The organism is Stenotrophomonas maltophilia group sp. LNF247 (assembly GCF_054083135.1).
Genome location: NZ_JBSRQL010000005.1, coordinates 157,674 through 175,241, shown reverse-complemented (window position 1 = coordinate 175,241; position 17,568 = coordinate 157,674). Strand labels below are relative to the sequence as shown.

16 protein-coding genes are annotated in these 17,568 nt (G+C 67.6%); all 16 read right to left on the bottom strand.

What is annotated here, in order from left to right; all coding sequences use genetic code 11:
• Nucleotides 1–113 precede the first annotated feature (113 nt).
• Nucleotides 114–3,071, bottom strand: a complete 2,958-nt coding sequence (locus tag ACTXG9_RS07490) for a TonB-dependent receptor plug domain-containing protein (RefSeq protein ID WP_206621939.1) — start codon at nt 3,069–3,071, stop codon at nt 114–116.
• Nucleotides 3,072–3,476: 405 nt separating this feature from the next.
• Nucleotides 3,477–4,214, bottom strand: coding sequence for a copper homeostasis protein CutC (locus tag ACTXG9_RS07485; protein WP_206621938.1), 738 nt, complete (start codon nt 4,212–4,214; stop codon nt 3,477–3,479).
• Nucleotides 4,211–5,209 (bottom strand): N(4)-(beta-N-acetylglucosaminyl)-L-asparaginase, encoded by a 999-nt coding sequence (locus ACTXG9_RS07480; RefSeq protein WP_180832222.1) that lies wholly within the window; start codon nt 5,207–5,209, stop codon nt 4,211–4,213. The genes ACTXG9_RS07485 and ACTXG9_RS07480 overlap by 4 nt, the downstream gene beginning before the upstream one ends.
• 51 nt (nt 5,210–5,260) lie before the next feature.
• Entirely contained in the window at nt 5,261–6,283 is a 1,023-nt protein-coding gene (locus ACTXG9_RS07475) for a glucokinase (RefSeq protein ID WP_021202824.1), read from the bottom strand.
• 84 nt (nt 6,284–6,367) lie between these two features.
• Entirely contained in the window at nt 6,368–6,652 is a 285-nt protein-coding gene (locus ACTXG9_RS07470; RefSeq protein ID WP_005409434.1) for a hypothetical protein, read from the bottom strand.
• 35 nt (nt 6,653–6,687) lie between these two features.
• Nucleotides 6,688–8,277, bottom strand: coding sequence for a calcineurin-like phosphoesterase C-terminal domain-containing protein (locus ACTXG9_RS07465; RefSeq protein ID WP_021202826.1), 1,590 nt, complete (start codon nt 8,275–8,277; stop codon nt 6,688–6,690).
• A 147-nt stretch (nt 8,278–8,424) separates the two neighbouring features.
• Nucleotides 8,425–9,045, bottom strand: a complete 621-nt coding sequence (gene hisIE / locus ACTXG9_RS07460; RefSeq protein WP_021202827.1) for a bifunctional phosphoribosyl-AMP cyclohydrolase/phosphoribosyl-ATP diphosphatase HisIE — start codon at nt 9,043–9,045, stop codon at nt 8,425–8,427.
• A complete protein-coding gene (hisF, locus tag ACTXG9_RS07455) occupies nt 9,035–9,811 on the bottom strand; it encodes an imidazole glycerol phosphate synthase subunit HisF (protein ID WP_206621937.1) in 777 nt (258 codons plus the stop codon). Before hisF ends, hisIE begins: the two co-directional genes overlap by 11 nt.
• Entirely contained in the window at nt 9,805–10,539 is a 735-nt protein-coding gene (hisA, locus tag ACTXG9_RS07450) for a 1-(5-phosphoribosyl)-5-[(5-phosphoribosylamino)methylideneamino]imidazole-4-carboxamide isomerase (protein WP_180832225.1), read from the bottom strand. The genes hisF and hisA overlap by 7 nt, the downstream gene beginning before the upstream one ends.
• Entirely contained in the window at nt 10,536–11,138 is a 603-nt protein-coding gene (gene hisH / locus ACTXG9_RS07445) for an imidazole glycerol phosphate synthase subunit HisH (protein WP_006436751.1), read from the bottom strand. Before hisH ends, hisA begins: the two co-directional genes overlap by 4 nt.
• Nucleotides 11,135–12,208, bottom strand: coding sequence for a bifunctional histidinol-phosphatase/imidazoleglycerol-phosphate dehydratase HisB (gene hisB, locus ACTXG9_RS07440; protein ID WP_111099135.1), 1,074 nt, complete (start codon nt 12,206–12,208; stop codon nt 11,135–11,137). The genes hisH and hisB overlap by 4 nt, the downstream gene beginning before the upstream one ends.
• Nucleotides 12,205–13,299, bottom strand: a complete 1,095-nt coding sequence (gene hisC, locus ACTXG9_RS07435) for a histidinol-phosphate transaminase (RefSeq protein WP_111099134.1) — start codon at nt 13,297–13,299, stop codon at nt 12,205–12,207. Before hisC ends, hisB begins: the two co-directional genes overlap by 4 nt.
• Nucleotides 13,296–14,591 carry a histidinol dehydrogenase gene (gene hisD, locus ACTXG9_RS07430; protein WP_111099133.1) on the bottom strand — a complete coding sequence of 432 codons (1,296 nt, stop codon included), beginning with the start codon at nt 14,589–14,591 and terminating at the stop codon, nt 13,296–13,298. The genes hisC and hisD overlap by 4 nt, the downstream gene beginning before the upstream one ends.
• Nucleotides 14,588–15,499, bottom strand: coding sequence for an ATP phosphoribosyltransferase (gene hisG, locus ACTXG9_RS07425; RefSeq protein ID WP_111102999.1), 912 nt, complete (start codon nt 15,497–15,499; stop codon nt 14,588–14,590). The genes hisD and hisG overlap by 4 nt, the downstream gene beginning before the upstream one ends.
• Before the next feature lie 34 nt (nt 15,500–15,533).
• Nucleotides 15,534–15,842 (bottom strand): YerC/YecD family TrpR-related protein, encoded by a 309-nt coding sequence (locus ACTXG9_RS07420; protein ID WP_180832226.1) that lies wholly within the window; start codon nt 15,840–15,842, stop codon nt 15,534–15,536.
• Between the two features lie 259 nt (nt 15,843–16,101).
• On the bottom strand, nt 16,102–17,496 hold the full coding sequence (hisS, locus tag ACTXG9_RS07415; RefSeq protein WP_021202836.1) for a histidine--tRNA ligase: 1,395 nt from the start codon (nt 17,494–17,496) through the stop codon (nt 16,102–16,104).
• Between the last annotated feature and the right edge of the window lie 72 nt (nt 17,497–17,568).

The window sequence follows — 17,568 nt, the reverse complement described above, 5'->3', positions numbered from 1 at the left end:
CCATCGTGGGAAGGTCAAATCCAGCCTGTCCGCATGCCTGAAGGGGGCGCCGCCCCCGGCGTTCCGTTTCCGCATCCACGCATGGCGTGGATCTACCGGCGAGGTCGGTCTCTTCAGAACGTGAACACATACTCCAATGCGAGCTCACGGCCGACCGCGCTCAGCAACCGGGTCGGGGCGAAGTCATAGTCCAGCTTGTACGGATCCTTGTGGTTCCAGCTGGCGGAGTTGAAGGCGTTGTTGACGTACACGTTTACCTTCGCGTGTTCGGTCACCTGGTAGCCCACGTTGAAGTTCCAGGTGATGAACGGCCCCACTCGACCGTAGTAGCGCGCCGTCTGCTGCCCGGCATTGGGGTTCGGGTTCGGCGAGCCATCCGGACGCGTTGCCGGCTCCAAGCAGTTCAGCGACGGGCTGTCGCTGGGCACGTAGCCATCGGCGAACGGCAGGCAGCCGCCGGGGTTGTCCAGGCGGTCGGTGCCCCAGTGGTAGCGCACGCCCGGCACCGAGCCCACGCGGTCGGCATAGACATTGGCATTCCAGTTGCCGCGCTGCCAGGCCAGGCTCGCGCGCAGCTTGCTGCGCAGGTCGCGGTCGCGGCGTTCCGGGTTCGGGTCGTTGGCGTAGCGCTGTTCCTTGGTGGAGATCTGGTTGGTGTAATTCACACCCAGCTGGAAGCTGCCCCACTGCGCGGTCTCCAGACGGTAGCGCGCGGTCAGGTCGACGCCACGCACTTCGCGGCTGGCCAGGTTGAACGGGCCGCGCTCGATCGACACCAGGCGCCCGTTGCTGTCACGGTTCACGCGCGCCAGGATGCCGGCGCAGTAGTCGCCACCGGCCGGATTGGCCCATGGCGTGCCATCGATGTTCTTGCCGGTCAGGCAGCCCGCCTCGCTGGCCAGCACCTCATCGGCGCCGACGTCGACGATCATGTCTTCCAGCTTGATCGCCCAGTAGTCGGCGCTGACCGACAGGTTGGGCATCACGTCCCAGACGAAGCCGACCGTCCACGAATCACCGGTTTCCGAGCGCAGCAGCGGCGTGCCACGGCGGTTCACGTCGAAGGTGTACCAGACATCGGTGTTGCCCACGCCACAGTTGTTGACCAGGTAGGCACCGCTCTGGATGCAGCGCAGGCGATCATAGGTCTGCACTTCGGAACTGCTCGGCTGGCCCAGCAGGTAGTGCATGTCCGGCGCGTGGAAGCTGGTGGCATACGAGCCACGCACCAGCAGCGATTCGACCGGGCGCCATTCCAGGCCGACGTTCCAGGTGGTTTCCTTCTGGCTGCCGATATCCAACGCTTCACTGCTGTCATCGGCCTTGTAGTTGCCATAGCGGTCGTAGCGTGCGGCCGCGGTGGCCGTCACGCTCTCCAGCAGCGGAATCTTGAACTCGACGCCCGCTGAATACCGGGTGCGCTCGCCACCACCGCGGTCGACGTTCTGCAGGTCGAAATCGATGCCGGCGCGTGGGTCCGGGCTGAGGTGGTAGCCCTGCTGCGCGACTTCAGCTACCGCTGCGAACGAGATCGGGCCTGCCCAGCCCTGGAACAGCTCGCCGGTGATATCCGCCGAGGCCTGGTTGACCCACGATGACGCGCGGTTCCTGGCCACCGTGCCCATCTGCCAGTATTGGTCCGGCGTGAGCGGATTCCACCAGCGCGATTCGTTCAACGCGTAGATCGCCTCGCCATCGGGGGTTGTGCCCAGGCGCGGGCCGAGGAAGTAGTCGTACGACTTCTGCTCGTCCACCACGTTCTGCCGTTCTTCCACGCGGTAGTAGGAACGGCCCACCGAGGCGCTCCAGTCGAAGCGATCGGCAAGGCGGCCACGCAGGCCTGCGCTCCAGTCCCAGGACAGCTCGCGGTTGGTGTTGCGCAGGGTATCCAGGCCACCGACTTCGTTCGGAGTGAACTGGCGCACGCCCAGGATCGGGCGGTTGCGGTTGGCATCCCAGTAATAGCCGTTGTCGTCGTCGATCAGCGAGACGCTGGGCGGATTGGTGCCCCAGATCGCTTCGGAGTGGTACACCGCCAGGTTGGTCCAGGCCTGCAGGTCGCTGCTGAAATCGAAGGTGGCGTAGAGGTTGCCGGAAACATTCTCGGCGCCGCCGGTGAGCAGCCAGTTGGCGTAGTCGGCGCTCATGCCGCACAGGCGGCCGGTGTTGGTGATGGTGTTGGTAGCGTAGTTGTAGACCAGCCGATCGGCAGTGTAGTACTCGCCGTCGAACTTCTCGCAGGTGCCTGCAGGCGGTGCCAGGCGCTGGCCGTTGGTCGGGTCGATCAATGCCAGGCCCGAGGTGGGGCGGAAGCCGACCCTGCGCTGCTCCATGTTCCAGGAGGGATACGGTGCGTCGTCGGCGTCGTCCATCTGCGGTCGGTCGCGTCCGAACAGCGGATCGCGCTTGGTGTACTGCAGCGCGTAGGTCACGCTCCAGTTGTCGCCGGTCTTGCCGCCGGCCCAGGACAGGTCCCAGGTATCTCGTCCACCTTCTGTGGAGGTACCGCCACGCACGCGCACTTCGTCGCCGTCGTAGTTGGTCTTGAGGATGACGTTGACCACGCCGGCGATCGCATCCGAACCGTAGATGGCCGAGGCGCCACCGGTCAGCACTTCGATGCGCTCCACTGCTGCGGCCGGAATGTTGCCGTAGTTGGAGAAATTGGTTTCGCCGCCGTAGGGCAGCGGGTAGTCGGCCACACGGCGGCCGTTGACCAGCAGCAGAGAACGGTTCGGGCCCATCCCGCGCAGGTTCAGGCCACTGGCGTTGGGCGTGTGCGAGCCCCATTGCGAGGCGGCTTCAACGGTGCCGGTCGCTTCGGTGAGCGTCTTCAGCGCGTCATACACGCTGACGAAGCCCTCTTTCTGGATCTGCTGCGCGGTGATCACGTTGACCGGGGCCGGGCCTTCGACACTGGCGCGCTTGATGCGCGAGCCGGTGACGGTGACCGCGTCGAGATCCTTGGTAGACGAGCTTGAGGCTTGCTGCGCATTGGCAGCCAGGGGAAGCAGGGCCAGGATCAGGGCCTGGGACAGCAGGTGGCGACGCTTGTGGACGATCTGAGCCATGGTGGTTGCTCTTCGAAGATGTGGACGCACGGGCGGACGGTGGCGCGGCACTACGACGGATCCAGGCGCTTGGGTCGGTTCACGACCGATAGGGCACCTCCCCTGTGGATCGATCCAAACTAAAGCACAGCTGAACCACGCCCGGCATGCGGCGGCGCAGCAACAGCCGGCGGAATGCCGCTAGCGGCCACCGACATCCATAACAATCAAATAGTTGCGACACATCACTGAAAGAACGGCGCACGAAGTAGTGACACGATCACGACAACCGCGCGCGGAACGGTTTTGTCCGTGATGCCGTGTACGGCCGACAGCGGGTCGTTGTAGATCCGAGCCCGCGCTCGGCTGCTGTTGTTCGCCGAGAAAAGCAGCCGAGCGTGGGCTCGGCTCTACAGAAGAGGCGGGCTACCTTGCGCCGTCCAGCGCCTGCCGCAGCGCGGCCACGGTCGCGGTGGCGGTCTGGCTCCAGTCCGGGTCCAAGCCGCGCAGGGCCGGGTTCTGGAACTGCATGGCCGAGCGGCGCAGGCCTTTTGCGGACGCGTGCAGTTCGGTACAGCTCGTCTGCCGCGCGACGGTTGCGATGTTGCCCGGGGCCAATCCGGCACCTGCCATCACCGTGATACGCCCGGCCGCCTGGGTGACCAGCGCCGCCAGCACATCGACACCGGCCTCGGCGCTGACCTGGCCGCCGGAGGTCAGCACGCGCTGGCAGCCCAGCCCGATCACCTGCTCCAGCGCCGCCGGCAGGTCGCGGGCAGCATCAAAGGCGCGGTGGAAGGTCACCTGCAACGGCCCGGCCGCCTGCATCAGTTCACGGCACAGCGCCACGTCAACGCCGCCCTGCACGTCCAATGCACCAATCACCACGCCATCGCAGCCCAGCGCGCGGCACTGCGCGATGTCACGCAGCATCAGTTCGGTTTCCAGCGCGTCGTAGTGGAAGTCGCCCGGGCGTGGGCGCACCAGTACGAACAGCGGAATCGACAGGCGTTCGCGGGCAATCGCGATGCTGGCAAACGACGGCGTGGTGCCACCCTCGGCCAGGTTGTCGAACAGCTCGATGCGGTCGGCGCCGCCGGCCTGCGCGGCCAGTGCCGAAGCCAGCGAATTGCTGGCGACCTCCAGGGTCAGCCGCGTGCTCACGCCTGGCTGCTCGTGTAGATCGACGGCGAGTCGCGCAGGTCATCCTGGCGCTGCGCATCGCACACCGCGTAGACGAAGCCGCGATGCAACGCGCAGGCGCCCACCTCGCCCTGCTTGTTCATGGCCAGGAAGCACACCTGCAGGGTCTTGCTCGCCTCCGGCCGCTTGCGCACCACACGGTCGATCGCTTCGCGGCAGGCCTGTGCCGGCGAGCGCCCCTGGCGCATCAGTTCGACCACCAGGAACGAAGCGGCGTTGCGGATCATCTCTTCACCCACGCCCGAAGCAGTGGCCGCGCCCACGTCGTTGTCGACATACAGGCCGGCACCGATAATCGGGCTGTCGCCGACCCGGCCGTGCAGCTTCCAGGCCATGCCGCTGGTGGTGCAGGCACCGGCAAGGTGGCCCTTGGCATCCAGCGCCAGCATGCCGATGGTGTCGTGGTTGTCGCTGTTGCCGGGAATACCACGGCGCTCGGCGTTGATCTGCGGCTGATACTTCTCCGTCTTCAGCCACTCGCGCCAGGCCGCTTCGGCCTGCGGCGTCAGCAGGTGCTTGCGCTCGAAACCCTGCTGCATCGCGAACTGCTGCGCGCCCTCGCCCACCAGCAGCACGTGCGGGCTGTTCTCCATCACTTTGCGGGCCACCGACACCGGATGCAGGATGTCGACCAGCGCGGCCACTGCGCCACAACGGCCATCGCCATCCATGATGCTCGCGTCCAGGCTCAGCACGCCGTCGCGATCGGGGTTGCCACAATGGCCGACGGTGGGGTTGCACAGCTCGCTCTCGGCCCAGCGTGCGCCTGCTTCCACCGCATCCAGCGCGCTGCCGCCCTGCGCCAGCACCTTCCACGCGGCCTGGTTGGCCGGTACGCCGAAGTCCCAGGTCGAAACCACCCTGGCCCCACCCTGCGTGCGCGCCTGCACGCCCGGCAAAGCCGCCATGCCTGCAGCCAGTGCACCGGCCTGCAGGAACTGCCTGCGATCCACCATCTTCCCCTCCCAGTCTGCAATGCACGGCCGGCACGATGCCGGTCATGCCGATCAGTCGTGCGTGGGCTGCCGTGCGGCGTGCCAGACCGCTGCGCCGAGCACGCCCAACTGGCCGTGCTCCACGCGCCATACCGGCACCTGGCGCAGCACCTCGGTCAGCACGCCCTTGTTGAGGAAGCGCTCACGGAAGCGGCCATCGGCCAGGAAATCCTGCACATGCGCGGAAATACCTCCGGCGAGGTACACCGAGCGCGCACCGACGGCGATCGCTGCGTCGCCGGCCAGGCTGCCCAGCCAGGCGCAGAACACCTGCAGCGTCTCCACCGCCAGCGCGTCTTCACCGCTGCGGGCGGCACCGATCAGTGCTTCGGTACTGGTCCACACCGGGGTGACGCCGCGCAGCTCGCACAGGCACGGGTACAGGTTCATCAGGCCACTGCCGGACAGCACGCGCTCGTTGTCCACGTGCGCCCAGCGCTGCAGCAGTTTGCCCAGCACCTGCAGTTCCAGCGCGTTGCCGGCGCCGAGCGCGGCATGGCCGATCTCGCTGGCCAGCACCGGGCGCTCGCCATCGGCGAAACGCAGTGCCGCGCCCAGGCCGGTACCGGCGCCCAGCACCAGCGCCGGGAACGCCTGCGCCGGGTCAGCATCGCCGTTCAGTGGCACCAGAGTGGCAGGCTGCAGGTACGGGATGGCCAGCGCCACCGCTTCGAAATCATTGATCAACTGCAGCTCATGCAGCCCGGACTGCGCGCGGGTGGCCGACAGCGAGACCGTCCACGGCAGATTGGAATTGATCAGCACATCGCCATCGAGCAGGCCGGCGATGGCGACCACCGCGGTCTGCACCGGCTGGCCGAGGCCAGCGGTGAAATCAGCAAGGATCGCCGCTAGGCTGGGGTGCTCGGCGCAGGCGTAGGTGCGATGGCTGCCCAGCAGCGGCGCCTGGCCGGGTTGGGTTTCAGCCAGCGCAAGGCGGGCGAAGGTGCCACCGACATCGGCGACCACCAGACTGCGCGGAGGACCGCCGCGGGCGGAGTCGGAGGAAACCGGGGACGCTGCTGCGATGGTCACGCTGGCCTGCTTGGATCGATTGAATCGCCCCGATTCTCAGGCATCGGGGCGGCTTTGCCTAGCGCGCCGGCGGTTCAGGTTGGCCTACATGCCTTCCTGTTCGGCCACCTGCACGCCATCCACCAGCACGCGCAGCCGCTGCGGGCGGAAGCCGGCAAACAGCAGCGGCCGGGTGCGCTCGACCAGCACTTCGTGGCCGGCGATGTGGCGCAGCCACGACTGTACCAGCGAGAAGGAGAAGTGCGTGCCCGGATGCAGCGGATGCTGCACCCAGACCTTCTCGGTGGCGCTCTGCAGCAGCATCGCGCCGGTGAACCAGTGGCGGCTCAGGGTCACCGGCGTGGTGCCGGCCATGAAGCGGATATCCATGCGGGGTCCTTTCGCTGGAGAGGCCTTGCGGCGTGTCAGGGCTGGGCCGTCTGCAGGCTGTAGCGGGTGGTGGCGGTGAACACCGCGCCATCGGGCTGGGTGGAGCGTACCTCGACCTTGTGGCTGCCCACGGCCAGGTCGGTCGGCAGCGCGCCACGCCACAGGTGCGGCGACGCGGTGGCCTCCGGCGAGCGGTCGTAGCCACGCAGGCTGTCAGCCAGATCGTCGGCCACGTTCTCCACCATCAGGCGCGGGTCGGGCTGGCTGACCTGCTTCATCGGCTGCCAAGCGCCGCCATCAACGCGGTACTCAACCACGCTGGCATCCTCACCCATGTAGACGTTGGCATAGATGCCCCACGCCGGGTAAGCCCCCTGGCGCAGCACTTTCGGCGCATGCAGGCCGATCTGCTCGCTGGCCGGCTTGCCGGCCACGCGGTACTGCAGGCGATAGCTGCCGTTGCCGGCCACGTCGAGCAATGCGTAGCCCTTCGGCGTGCCATCACTCATGGTGCTGTCCGGCACGCCGGCGGCATCCTTCACCCCCGACCAGAACGCGCCGCAGTTGGCACCCACGTTGTATTCGTGCAGCGGTTTGTCGCCGTTCCAGCCGTCGGCCTTGCCGTGGTAGACGTGCTGCTGGGTGTGGCTGTGGCCGCTGAGCACGAGCACGTTGCGGAAGTCCTTGAGCAGGTCGAACAGGCGCTGGCGGTCGGCATGGCGGAAGGTCTCGCGCCCCGGCGCCGCGTCGAACAGCGGGATGTGCATGCCCAGCACCAGCAGGCGATCCTTGTGCAGGCCCTTCAGGTAGCTGGCGAGGAAGGCGAACTGGTCTTCGCGCAGGCCGCCGATGTACTTCGGCCTGGCCTTGGGGTCGTACACCACGTCGTCCAGGAACACGAAACTGGCGCCGCCCTCTTCCACCGCGTAGGTGTCCGGACCGTAGATGTTGCGCCAGCTGTCCAGCGAGTGTTCGTCGCTGGCCGCATCGAAATCGAGGTCGTGGTTGCCCGGCACATGGAACCACGGCACGCCAAGTCCGGTGGTGACCTTGTTGATCGCCGGGTAGAGCGTCAAGTCATCGTTGACGATGTCACCCAGGGTGGTGCCCATGCGCGCCTTGGTCTGGCCGACCAGCGGCGCCACGATCGACTGCTGGTAGTAGCCGATGTCCTTCAGGCTCGCGGTCTGGGAGTCGGTGAACACCAGCATCTGGAAGCCGCGCCGACTGTCATGGCGATCCGACTGCAGGGCGAAATCCCAGTTGCGGGTGACGTCGCTGGTCGCGGCGATGCCGCCGTACTTCAACGCCGGCGAACCGTTCGGGCGATAGTGCCGCCAGAACGAAGGCAGGCCGTCGGCCGCTTTCGGGAAGGAATACGCATCAGGCTTGATCACGAATACGGTCTGGCCGTCGCGCACCGGCAGGCTGTAGCTGCCGTCAGCGGCAGTCTTGACGATGATCTCGCCGTTGGAAACCTGCACCCCGGCCAGGCCCGGATCGGTCGCACCGCGGCCAGGCTTGCCGTCACGCTCCAGATACACCTTGCCGCTGACCACGGTGTCCGCGGCCCAGGCCGGCGAGGTCAGCAACAGGCAGCACAGCCACGCGGCAGGCAGTTTCATGAGGGAGATCCGGCAGAAAGAGACGCGGTATTGTAGAGCCGAGCCATGCTCGGCTGCATTGCCGGCGGGTCGTGCCGGCCGCTGGCCGGCAAGCCTCAGATGCCAGGCGAGCATGAGTTGCCGGCCAGCGGCCGGCACTACCGCCGCTCAACGATGGCGCTTTTCCAGTACCGCGCGCGCATCATCCAGCGACAGCCCGCGCGCGCGCAGCAGCACCAGCAGGTGGTACAGCAGGTCCGACGCCTCGCCCAGCAATGCCTCGTCATCCTGCGCCACGGCGGCCAATGCGGTCTCCACGCCCTCCTCGCCCACCTTCTGCGCGATACGGCGGATGCCGCCCTCGAACAGGCTGGTGGTGTAGCTGCCCGGCGGGCGTTGCGCCTCACGCATCGCCACCAGCTGGCCCAGCCCGCCCAGGAAATCCTTCGGCGCCTGGTCAAAGCAGCTCTCTGCACCGGTGTGGCAGGTTGGCCCCGCCGGCCGTGCCATCACCAGCAAAGTATCGGCATCGCAGTCGACGCTGATCGACTGCACCACCAGCACGTTGCCGGACTGCTCGCCCTTGGTCCACAACCGCTGCTTGCTGCGGCTGAAGAACGTCATGTGGCTGATGGCCAGCGTGGCCGCCAGCGATTCGGCACTCACATAGCCCAGCATCAGCACCTGCAGGGTGTCGGCATCCTGAACCACGGCCGGCAGCAGGCCGTCGCCCTTGCTCCAGTCCAGCGCCTGCAATGCGTCCGACGACGGCCTGACTTCAATAGACATCCCGCACCTCGATCTGCTGTCCGCGCAGGTAGCGCTTCAATTCTGGAATGGCGATGGCACCGCTGTGGAACACGCTCGCCGCCAGTGCACCATCGACGTCGGCCTGGTCGAAGGCTTCTGCGAAATGTTCCATCGCACCGGCGCCACCGGAGGCGATCAGCGGCACCTGGCAGAGTGCCCGTGCCTGCTGCAGCTGCACGACATCGTAGCCACGGCGCACGCCATCGCTGTCCATGCAGTTCAACACGATCTCACCGGCGCCACGCCGTTGTGCTTCGACGATCCAGTCCAGCGTGCGCAGCCGCACCGCCTGGGTCTTGTCCGGGTCGCCGCTGAAACGGCGCACCCGCCATTGCCCATCGGCCTCGCGCACCGAATCGACGCCGACCACCACGCACTGCACGCCGAACTCGTCGGCCAGCTCGGTGATCAGTTCCGGGCGCCCCAGCGCCGGCGAGTTGATCGACACCTTGTCGGCACCGGCGAACAGCACGCGGCGTGCCGTTTCGACGCTGTCGATGCCACCGGCCACGCAGAACGGGATGTCGATCAGTCGCGCGATACGCTCGATCCAGGCAACGTCGACCGAACGCGCCTCGGGGCTGGCGCCGATGTCATAAAACACCAGCTCGTCGGCGCCCTGGTCACGGTAGCGCTGCGCCAGCTCGGCGATATCGCCCATGTCGACGTGATCGCGGAAGCGCACGCCCTTGACCACGCGGCCCTCACGCACGTCCAGGCACGGAATGATGCGGCGGCTCAACATGCCAGTGCCTCCGCCAGGTCCATGCGCTGCTCCAGCAGGGCCTTGCCGAGGATGGCACCGCCGCAGCCGGCAGCACGGGCCTCGGCCACATCGTCCACGTCGCGGATGCCACCGGAAGCCTGCACGGCCACGCCCGGCAGCAACGCCGACAGGTGCTGGTAGAGGCTGATGTTGGGCCCAGCCAGCATGCCGTCGCGGGCAATGTCGGTGCACAGCAGGTGGCGCATGCCGGCGCGTGCGTAGCGCTGGGCCAGGTCATCCAGGGTCACCCCGGCGTTCTCGGTCCAGCCGTGCACCGGCAGCTGCCATTGGCCTTGGGCATCCTGACGCGCATCCAGCGCGATGGTGATGCGCTCGGCGCCGAATTCCTCCAGCCAGCCGACCACTTCATCGGGGCGACGCACCGCCAGCGAGCCGACCACTACGCGACCGGCGCCGGCATCGAGGATGCGCGCCACGTCGTCGCGGCCGCGCACGCCACCGCCGGTCTGCACCTGCAGCGGCGTCTGCGCACGGATCGACGCCAGCAGCGGCGCAAGGGTGTAGCCACCGGCACGCGCAGCGTCCAGGTCGACCAGATGCATCCACTGCGCGCCCTGCGCAGCGAAGGCCTGTGCACGCGGCAGCGGATCGTCGCCATACGAGGTTTCCTGCGCGTAGTCACCCTGGCGCAGCCGCACCACGCGGCCGTCGCGGATATCCAGCGCGGGGTAGACGATGAAACTCATGCAGCAGTGCCCTCAAGGAAGTTGCGCAGCATCAGCGAGCCGGTCTCGCCGGAGCGCTCGGGATGGAACTGTGCGCCGTAGTAGCGGCCCTGCTCCACCACGGCCGTGAACAGGCCGCCGTGATCACAGGCAGCAACGGTGTGGGTATTCAGTGGCGCCGCATAGCTGTGCACGAAATAGGCGCTGGCCCGCTCGGGTACACCCTGCAACAGCAGCGACTCACGTAGCGGCAGCAGGCGGTTCCAACCCATGTGCGGCACCCGGATGCCGCAGGCTGGTACCAGCTTGCGCACCACCCCGGGAATCAGCCCCAGCGTTTCCACGCCGGCTTCCTCGGAGCGCTCGAACAACAGCTGCATGCCCAGGCAGATGCCCATCAACGGCACTTCCAGCCGCTGCAACGGCTCGACCAGGCCCTGCGCATGCAGGCGCTGCATGCCGGGACCGGCGGCACCGACGCCGGGCAGGATCACCCGCTGCGCGCCGACCAGTCCATCGGCATCGCGCACCAGCCGAACGCTGGCGCCAAGACGTTCGAGCGCATAGCGCACCGAGCCCAGGTTGGCACCACCGGCATCGATCAGCGCGACGTCACTCACAACGCCCCCTTGGTACTCGGCAGTGCCGTGCCCTGCCGGGCCAATGCAGGGCGCAGCGCGCGTGCCAGCGCCTTGAAGCAGGCCTCGACCTTGTGGTGATCGTTGTCGCCCCGTACCTGCAGGTTAAGGTTCAAACCGCTGGCATCGCACAGCGAACGGAAGAAGTGCGGCACCAGCTCGGTCGGCATATCGCCCACGCGCTCACGCTTGAACTCACCTTCGAACACAAAGTACGGGCGGCCGCTGAAATCCAGTGCGGCGCTGGCCAGCGTCTCGTCCATCGGCAGGGTGAAACCGTAGCGGCCGATGCCGCGCTTGTCGCCTAGTGCTTCGCGCAGGGCCTGGCCCAGGGCCAGCCCGGTGTCCTCGATGGTGTGGTGCTCGTCGATGTGCAGGTCACCCTCGGCCTGGATGTCCAGCGCGAAGCCGCCATGCTTGCCGATCTGTTCCAGCATGTGGTCGAAGAACGGCAGGCCTGTGGAGATGCGTGCATCAGCGGCACGGTCCAGGTCCAGTTCCACGCGGATCTTCGTTTCTTTCGTATTTCGCTGGACCACGGCGGTGCGCGGTGCGTCGGCCAGCGCGTGGGCAATGCCCGGCCAGTCCCACTGACCACCGAACTGCGCGGTGCGCAACTGGAAACCGCGGATGTTGAGGTTGTCGGCAAACTGCAGGTCGGTGATGCGATCGCCGACCATGCCCGAACGCGCCCAGTCGATGCTGCGGTCCTGCAGATAAGCCGTCATCAGTCCGATGCCCGGCTTGCGGGTCGGCGCATTGTCGTGCGGCCAGCTGCAGTCGATCAGCACATCACGGAAGGTGATGCCTTGGCTCTCGAAGATCTGCAGCATCAGGTCGTTGGGGCCATCGAAGCTGGCGCGCGGGTAGCTGTCGCTGCCGAGGCCGTCCTGGTTGGTGACGATCACGAACTGGTAGCCGGCGTCACGCAGCTTCAGCAGCGCCGGGATCACCTGCGGCACGAAGCGCAGCTTCTCGTAGGCGTCGATCTGGAAGTCGGACGGCTCCTCGATGAGGGTGCCGTCGCGGTCAATGAACAGGATCGGGGTCATGCTGCGGCCCTCCGCGCCGACAGGGCCGCAAGCACGCGGTCATTCTCTTCTGGGCTGCCGATGCTGATGCGCAGCGCATCACCCAACTGCGGCGCGGCGCGCTGGTCCCGCACCACCACGCCCGCAGCCAGCAGCGTATCGAACGCGGCCTGGGCATCGGCGAAGCGCACCAGCAGGTAGTTGCCGGATGAGCGGTAGACGCGACGCACGCCGGGCAGGCCCGGCAGCGCCACGCGCAGGCGTTCGCGCTCGGCAATCACCGTGGCTACGCGTTCGGCGGTCCTGGCCAGCGCGCCGGGTTGCAGCGCCTGTACCGCCAGTTCCGCGCACGGCGTCGGCACCGGGTACGGCGCCTGGCAGCGGCGCAGCACGGCAATCAGCTCCGGGGCGGCGATGAGGGTGCCGACGCGGGCAGCAGCCAGCGCGTGCGCCTTGGACAAGGTGCGCAGTACTGCAAGATTGGCATGTGCGGCCAGAAGCGTGATGGCCGATGCGCGCCCTGCGTACTCGACATAGGCCTCGTCCACCACCACCAGCGCCTGCCCGCGCAGCGCAACCACCACGCGCTCGACTTCATCCAGGGCGATATCACTGCCGGCCGGGTTCGACGGGGCGCACAGGAACACCAGCTTGGCGCCTTGCGCCTTGGCCGCGTCGATCACCGCATCCAGGTCGGCGCGCAGGCCATCCTCGCTGTCCACCAGCGGCACTTCAATCAATGCGGCACCCTGCAGGCGTGCGCAGACAGCGTACATGCCGAACACCGGCGGCGTGACCAGCACGCCATCGCGGCCCGGCACGCACAGCGCGCGCACCAGCAGATCAATGGCTTCGTCGCTGCCGCGACCGATCAGCAGCTGCTGTGGCGTCACGCCGTACAGCGCCGCCAGTCCCTCACGCAATGCCAACGGCTGCGGTTCGGGATAGCGCCGGCTGCTGCCAGCCGCGTCGGCCGGATTGGCCCAGGCCGACTCGTTGGCGTTCAACCAGACCTCGCCCTGCACCGCCGCGCTGCGCGCCGAACTGTAGCCAGCGAAGGCCTGCAGATCGGGGCGCACCAGCCCCAGCACGTCATCGATCGCCGTGCTCATGCTGCCACCTCCATGCGCACTGCGACCGCACGTTCATGTGCATCCAGGCCTTCGGCGCTGGCGATGATGCGCGCGCAGCGGCCGATCGCGGCCAGGCCGGCGGCGCTGGCGCTCTGCACGCTGATCAGGTTCTGGAAGCTGGCGACGCTGACGCCACTGTAGGCACGCGCCGCACCGGCGGTCGGCAGCACGTGATTGGTGCCACTGCAGTAGTCGCCCAGTGCTTCGGGCGTGTAATCCCCCAGGAACACCGAGCCGGCCGCCTGCACCTTGTCCAGCCACGCGCGCGGATCACGCAGTGCCAGGATCAGGTGCTCCGGCGCATAGCGGTTGCTGATCGCGAAGGCTTCCTCCAGCGAATCGACCTGGATCAACCGCGAGGCCGACAAGGCCTGGCGCGCGATCTGCTGGCGCGGCAACAAGACCACCTGGCGCTCCACCTCGACTTCGACCGCGGCCAGCATCGCGGCATCGTCGGTCAGCAGCAGCACCTGTGAATCCGGGCCGTGCTCGGCCTGCGACAGCAGGTCGGCGGCGACGAACGCCGGATTGGCACCAGCATCGGCAATCACCAGCACTTCGGAGGGACCGGCCGGCATATCGATGGCGGCGGCGCCATCCTGCGCGACCTGCTGCTTGGCTTCGGTCACGAAGCTGTTGCCGGGCCCGAACAGCTTGTCGCAGGCCGGAACGCTGGCGGTGCCATAGGCCATCGCGGCGATCGCCTGCGCGCCGCCCAGCTTGAACACGCGCCGCACGCCGGTCAGGCGGGCGGCTACCAGCACTGCCGGATCGGCACTTCCGTCGGCGCGTGGCGGCGTGCACAGCACCACCTGCGGGCAGCCAGCCAGCTGCGCGGGCACGCCCAGCATCAACGCAGTGGACGGCAGCGGTGCGCTGCCGGCCGGCACGTAGAGCCCTACCCGTCCGATCGGACGCAGCATGCGTTCGCAGACCACCCCCGGCGCGGTCTCCACCGCGTATCCCTTGCCCATGCCGGCGGCGTGGAAGCGGGCGATGCGCTCGGCGGCGTCCACCATGGCCTGGCGAAGTTCGGCGGGCACGGCGGCTTCGGCAGCGGCAAATTCGGCTTCGCTCACCTCAAAGGACGAGAGCTCGACACCATCGAAACGCGCGGTGATCGCACGCAGTGCGTCGTCGCCCTGCGCACGCACCTGCGCGATCAACGCAGCCACCGCGTCGCGGGTCTGCTGCGCCACGGTCTGCACCGGGCGGGTCAGCGCGGCGCGGCGCGCGGTTTCATCAAGTCGGGACCAGGTCAGACGGTTCATGCCAGCGACCGCTCCACGCTCAACACCATCAGGCCCTGCGCGCCGGCGCGCTCGAGTTCTTCCATGCGCTGCCAGCTCAGCGGGCCCGGGCACATGGTCTGCAGGCGCAGCGCGCCGCCATCGGCCGGCAGCCGCACCAGCGGCTCGGCATCGGCCAGCAGCTGCGCCAGCGCGTCGACGCGATCCTCGCTGGCGCGGAACATCAGCAGCTTGCGGTCCTGGCGCTGCACCACGCCGTCGAGGCGGCGCAGCAGCATCGCGCGCAGCGATGCGCGCGCATCATCCGGTACGCGCACTGCACCGGCCAGCACTGCTTCGCTGTCGAGCAGGTTGTGTACCGGGGTCAGCTGATTGGCGCGCAGTGTCGCGCCGCTGGACACCAGATCGCAGATCAGGTCGGCCGTGCCCAGGCGCGGTGCGATTTCCACCGAACCGGACAGCTCGACCACCTGTGCATCCACGTTCTGCTCGGCCAGCCACTGCTTGAGGATGGCCGGGTAGCTGGTGGCGATGCGGGTACCGGCCAGCTGCGCCGGTCCCTGCCACTGCCACTCCTCGGGTACCGCCAGCATCAGCCGGCACTGGCCAAAGCCCAGCCCGCGCAGTGCCTCGTAGGCATCCGGCAGGCCGATCTGGCGACGTGCCGCAGCCTGCTCGTCCAGCTCGTTGCGGCCGACGATGCCGAGGTCGCAGACGCCGTCGGCGATCAGGCCCGGGATGTCGTCGTCGCGCACCAGCAGCAGATCCACCGGCAGCGATTCACCGTAGCAGAACAGCTTGTCGCGGCTCTCGCGCCAGCTCAGGCCACAGGCACTGAGCAGGTTGCGGGCGGGCTCGGCCAGCCGGCCACTCTTCTGGATGGCGATACGCAGCCGGTCTCGTGCCGGCGCTGCCTGGGTTGCACTCATGGGGGAGGTCTCGAAGTTCGGAACGGGGCGCGGATCAGCGCGAAGCAAGGCGGTCGATGGCGGCGGCATAGCCTCGATGGCCATGCTCGAGCGTTCGCGCCACCCGTCCGGTGGTGGTCACGCTGACGCCAGTGCGCTCGTGGATCTCGCGGTACGGCACGCCCTGCTGCAGCAGCGGCACCACTTTCCAGCGGTCGGCCATGGCTTCCAGCTCAGCGGGGGTGCACAGATCGCGCAGGAAGGCCTCGACCTGTTCCGGCTCGCGCAGGGCGGCAAAGGCCCGGGCCAGGGCTTCCAGGTCGGCCCTGGGGTCTTTGGCGGCAATGTCGGGACGGGCTTTCACGGGGTCGTTTCCATGCATCAATGTAATAGCGCGTTAGTACATTAGCGCATTATTCCGCGACGCGTCAAATAGGGGGGTGAGGGGGCGGCAGGGCTGCTGCCCTGCGCCCGCACAGGCCGGAGCAGCGGCAAAGGGGGGTTCGGACCACCCCCGCCTTCGACAGTTGGCCGCGAGCTGTTGGGACGGCCGGGGTCCGGAAACGACAACGCCCACCGGTGGGTGGGCGTTTCGTTGAAGCGCTGCATGCTGCCAATGGCCGTTACATCACCTTCGACTGCTCCAGCTCCACCTGCAAAGTGCTGGCCAGCTCGTCGCGGGAGACTTCGAACTGCTGCTCGCGCACCAGGTCCTTCACCGCCACCACCCCGCGCGCCAGCTCGTCCTCACCGGCCAACACCACGAAGCGGATGCCCGCCTTGGCGGCGTACTGGAACTGCTTGCCGATCTTCTTCGGCTCCATCTGCACTTCGGTGTTGATGCCACCGGCGCGCAGGCGACGCGCGATGTCCAGCGACTGCGGCATGCCCTGCTCGTCCATCAGCGCCACCAGCGCCTGCACGCTGCTGGCTTCGATGCCGTCGATCAGGCCGGCCTCGCGCAGCTGCCAGAACAGGCGCGAAAGGCCGATGGAGATGCCTACGCCCGGCAGCTTCGACTTGCTGTAGTGGCTGGCCAGGTCTTCATAACGGCCGCCCGAGCAGATGGAGCCGATCTGCGGGTGGTCGGTCAGCGTGGTCTCGTACACGGTACCGGTGTAGTAATCCAGGCCACGCGCAATCGAGAAATTCAGGCAATAGGCGCTTTCCGGCACGCCAAGCGCCTGCACCAGCTGCAGCACTTCGCGTAGTTCAGCAACACCGGCACGCAGGATCTCCGAAGAACCGGCGTCGGCTTCAAGCGTGGCCAGGTGCGCCAGCGCATCGGCATGGCCCTGCGAACGCACAGCCACGAAGGCCAGGATCTTCTCGACCTGTTCGGCCGGGATCCCGAAGCCTTCGCCGACCAGCGTCTCGCGCACGTAATCGGCGCCGCGCTTGTCGAGCTTGTCCACTTCGCGCAGCACCGCCAGCTGGCGCTCGCCTTCGGCCACGCCCAGGCTTTCGAAGAAGCCGCGCATCAGCTTGCGGTTGTTCAGCTGGATGCTGAAGTCACCGATGCGCAGTTCCGAGAACACGGCGTGGATGACCGCCAGCACTTCGGCATCATAGCGAACGCTCAGGCTGTCCTTGCCGATCACGTCGATGTCGCACTGGTAGAACTCACGGAAACGGCCGCGCTGGGCACGCTCGCCGCGGTACACGCGCTGCATCTGGTAGCGACGGAACGGGAAGGTGAGTTCGTGTTCGTGCTCGGCCACGTAGCGTGCCAGCGGCACGGTCAGGTCGAAGCGCAGCGCCATCTCCGGCAGCGAACGGTCGCCCGATTCGGCCGCATTGGCCAGCGCACCGGTGGACTGCACGAAGTACACTTGGCGCTCGGTCTCGCCGCCGGACTTGGTCAGCAGCACGTCGGACAGTTCGAACACCGGCGTCTCCACCGGCAGGAACCCGAAGCGCTCGTAGTTGCGGCGGATCACGTCCAGCATGCGCTGGAATGCAATCTGCTCGCGCGGCAGCAGTTCAAGGGTGCCGGGCGGGGTACGGGGCTTGATCACGGGCGGAACTCCTGCTGGAACGGGACGTGGGAGGGGGCGACATTCTAGCGCCCCCGCCTCGGGCAGGGTCGA

Excerpts from the sequence above, each read along its gene's own strand:
- hisG (WP_111102999.1), bottom strand. The coding sequence starts at position 15,499 with ATGAGTGCAACCCAGGCAGCGCCGGCACGAGACCGGCTGCGTATCGCC.
- hisF (WP_206621937.1), bottom strand. The coding sequence starts at position 9,811 with ATGTTGAGCCGCCGCATCATTCCGTGCCTGGACGTGCGTGAGGGCCGC.
- ACTXG9_RS07465 (WP_021202826.1), bottom strand. The coding sequence starts at position 8,277 with ATGAAACTGCCTGCCGCGTGGCTGTGCTGCCTGTTGCTGACCTCGCCG.
- hisB (WP_111099135.1), bottom strand. The coding sequence starts at position 12,208 with ATGACCCCGATCCTGTTCATTGACCGCGACGGCACCCTCATCGAGGAG.
- ACTXG9_RS07480 (WP_180832222.1), bottom strand. The coding sequence starts at position 5,209 with ATGGTGGATCGCAGGCAGTTCCTGCAGGCCGGTGCACTGGCTGCAGGC.
- hisD (WP_111099133.1), bottom strand. The coding sequence starts at position 14,591 with ATGAACCGTCTGACCTGGTCCCGACTTGATGAAACCGCGCGCCGCGCC.
- hisA (WP_180832225.1), bottom strand. The coding sequence starts at position 10,539 with ATGAGTTTCATCGTCTACCCCGCGCTGGATATCCGCGACGGCCGCGTG.
- hisC (WP_111099134.1), bottom strand. The coding sequence starts at position 13,299 with ATGAGCACGGCGATCGATGACGTGCTGGGGCTGGTGCGCCCCGATCTG.
- hisIE (WP_021202827.1), bottom strand. The coding sequence starts at position 9,045 with ATGTCTATTGAAGTCAGGCCGTCGTCGGACGCATTGCAGGCGCTGGAC.
- ACTXG9_RS07470 (WP_005409434.1), bottom strand. The coding sequence starts at position 6,652 with ATGGATATCCGCTTCATGGCCGGCACCACGCCGGTGACCCTGAGCCGC.
- ACTXG9_RS07490 (WP_206621939.1), bottom strand. The coding sequence starts at position 3,071 with ATGGCTCAGATCGTCCACAAGCGTCGCCACCTGCTGTCCCAGGCCCTG.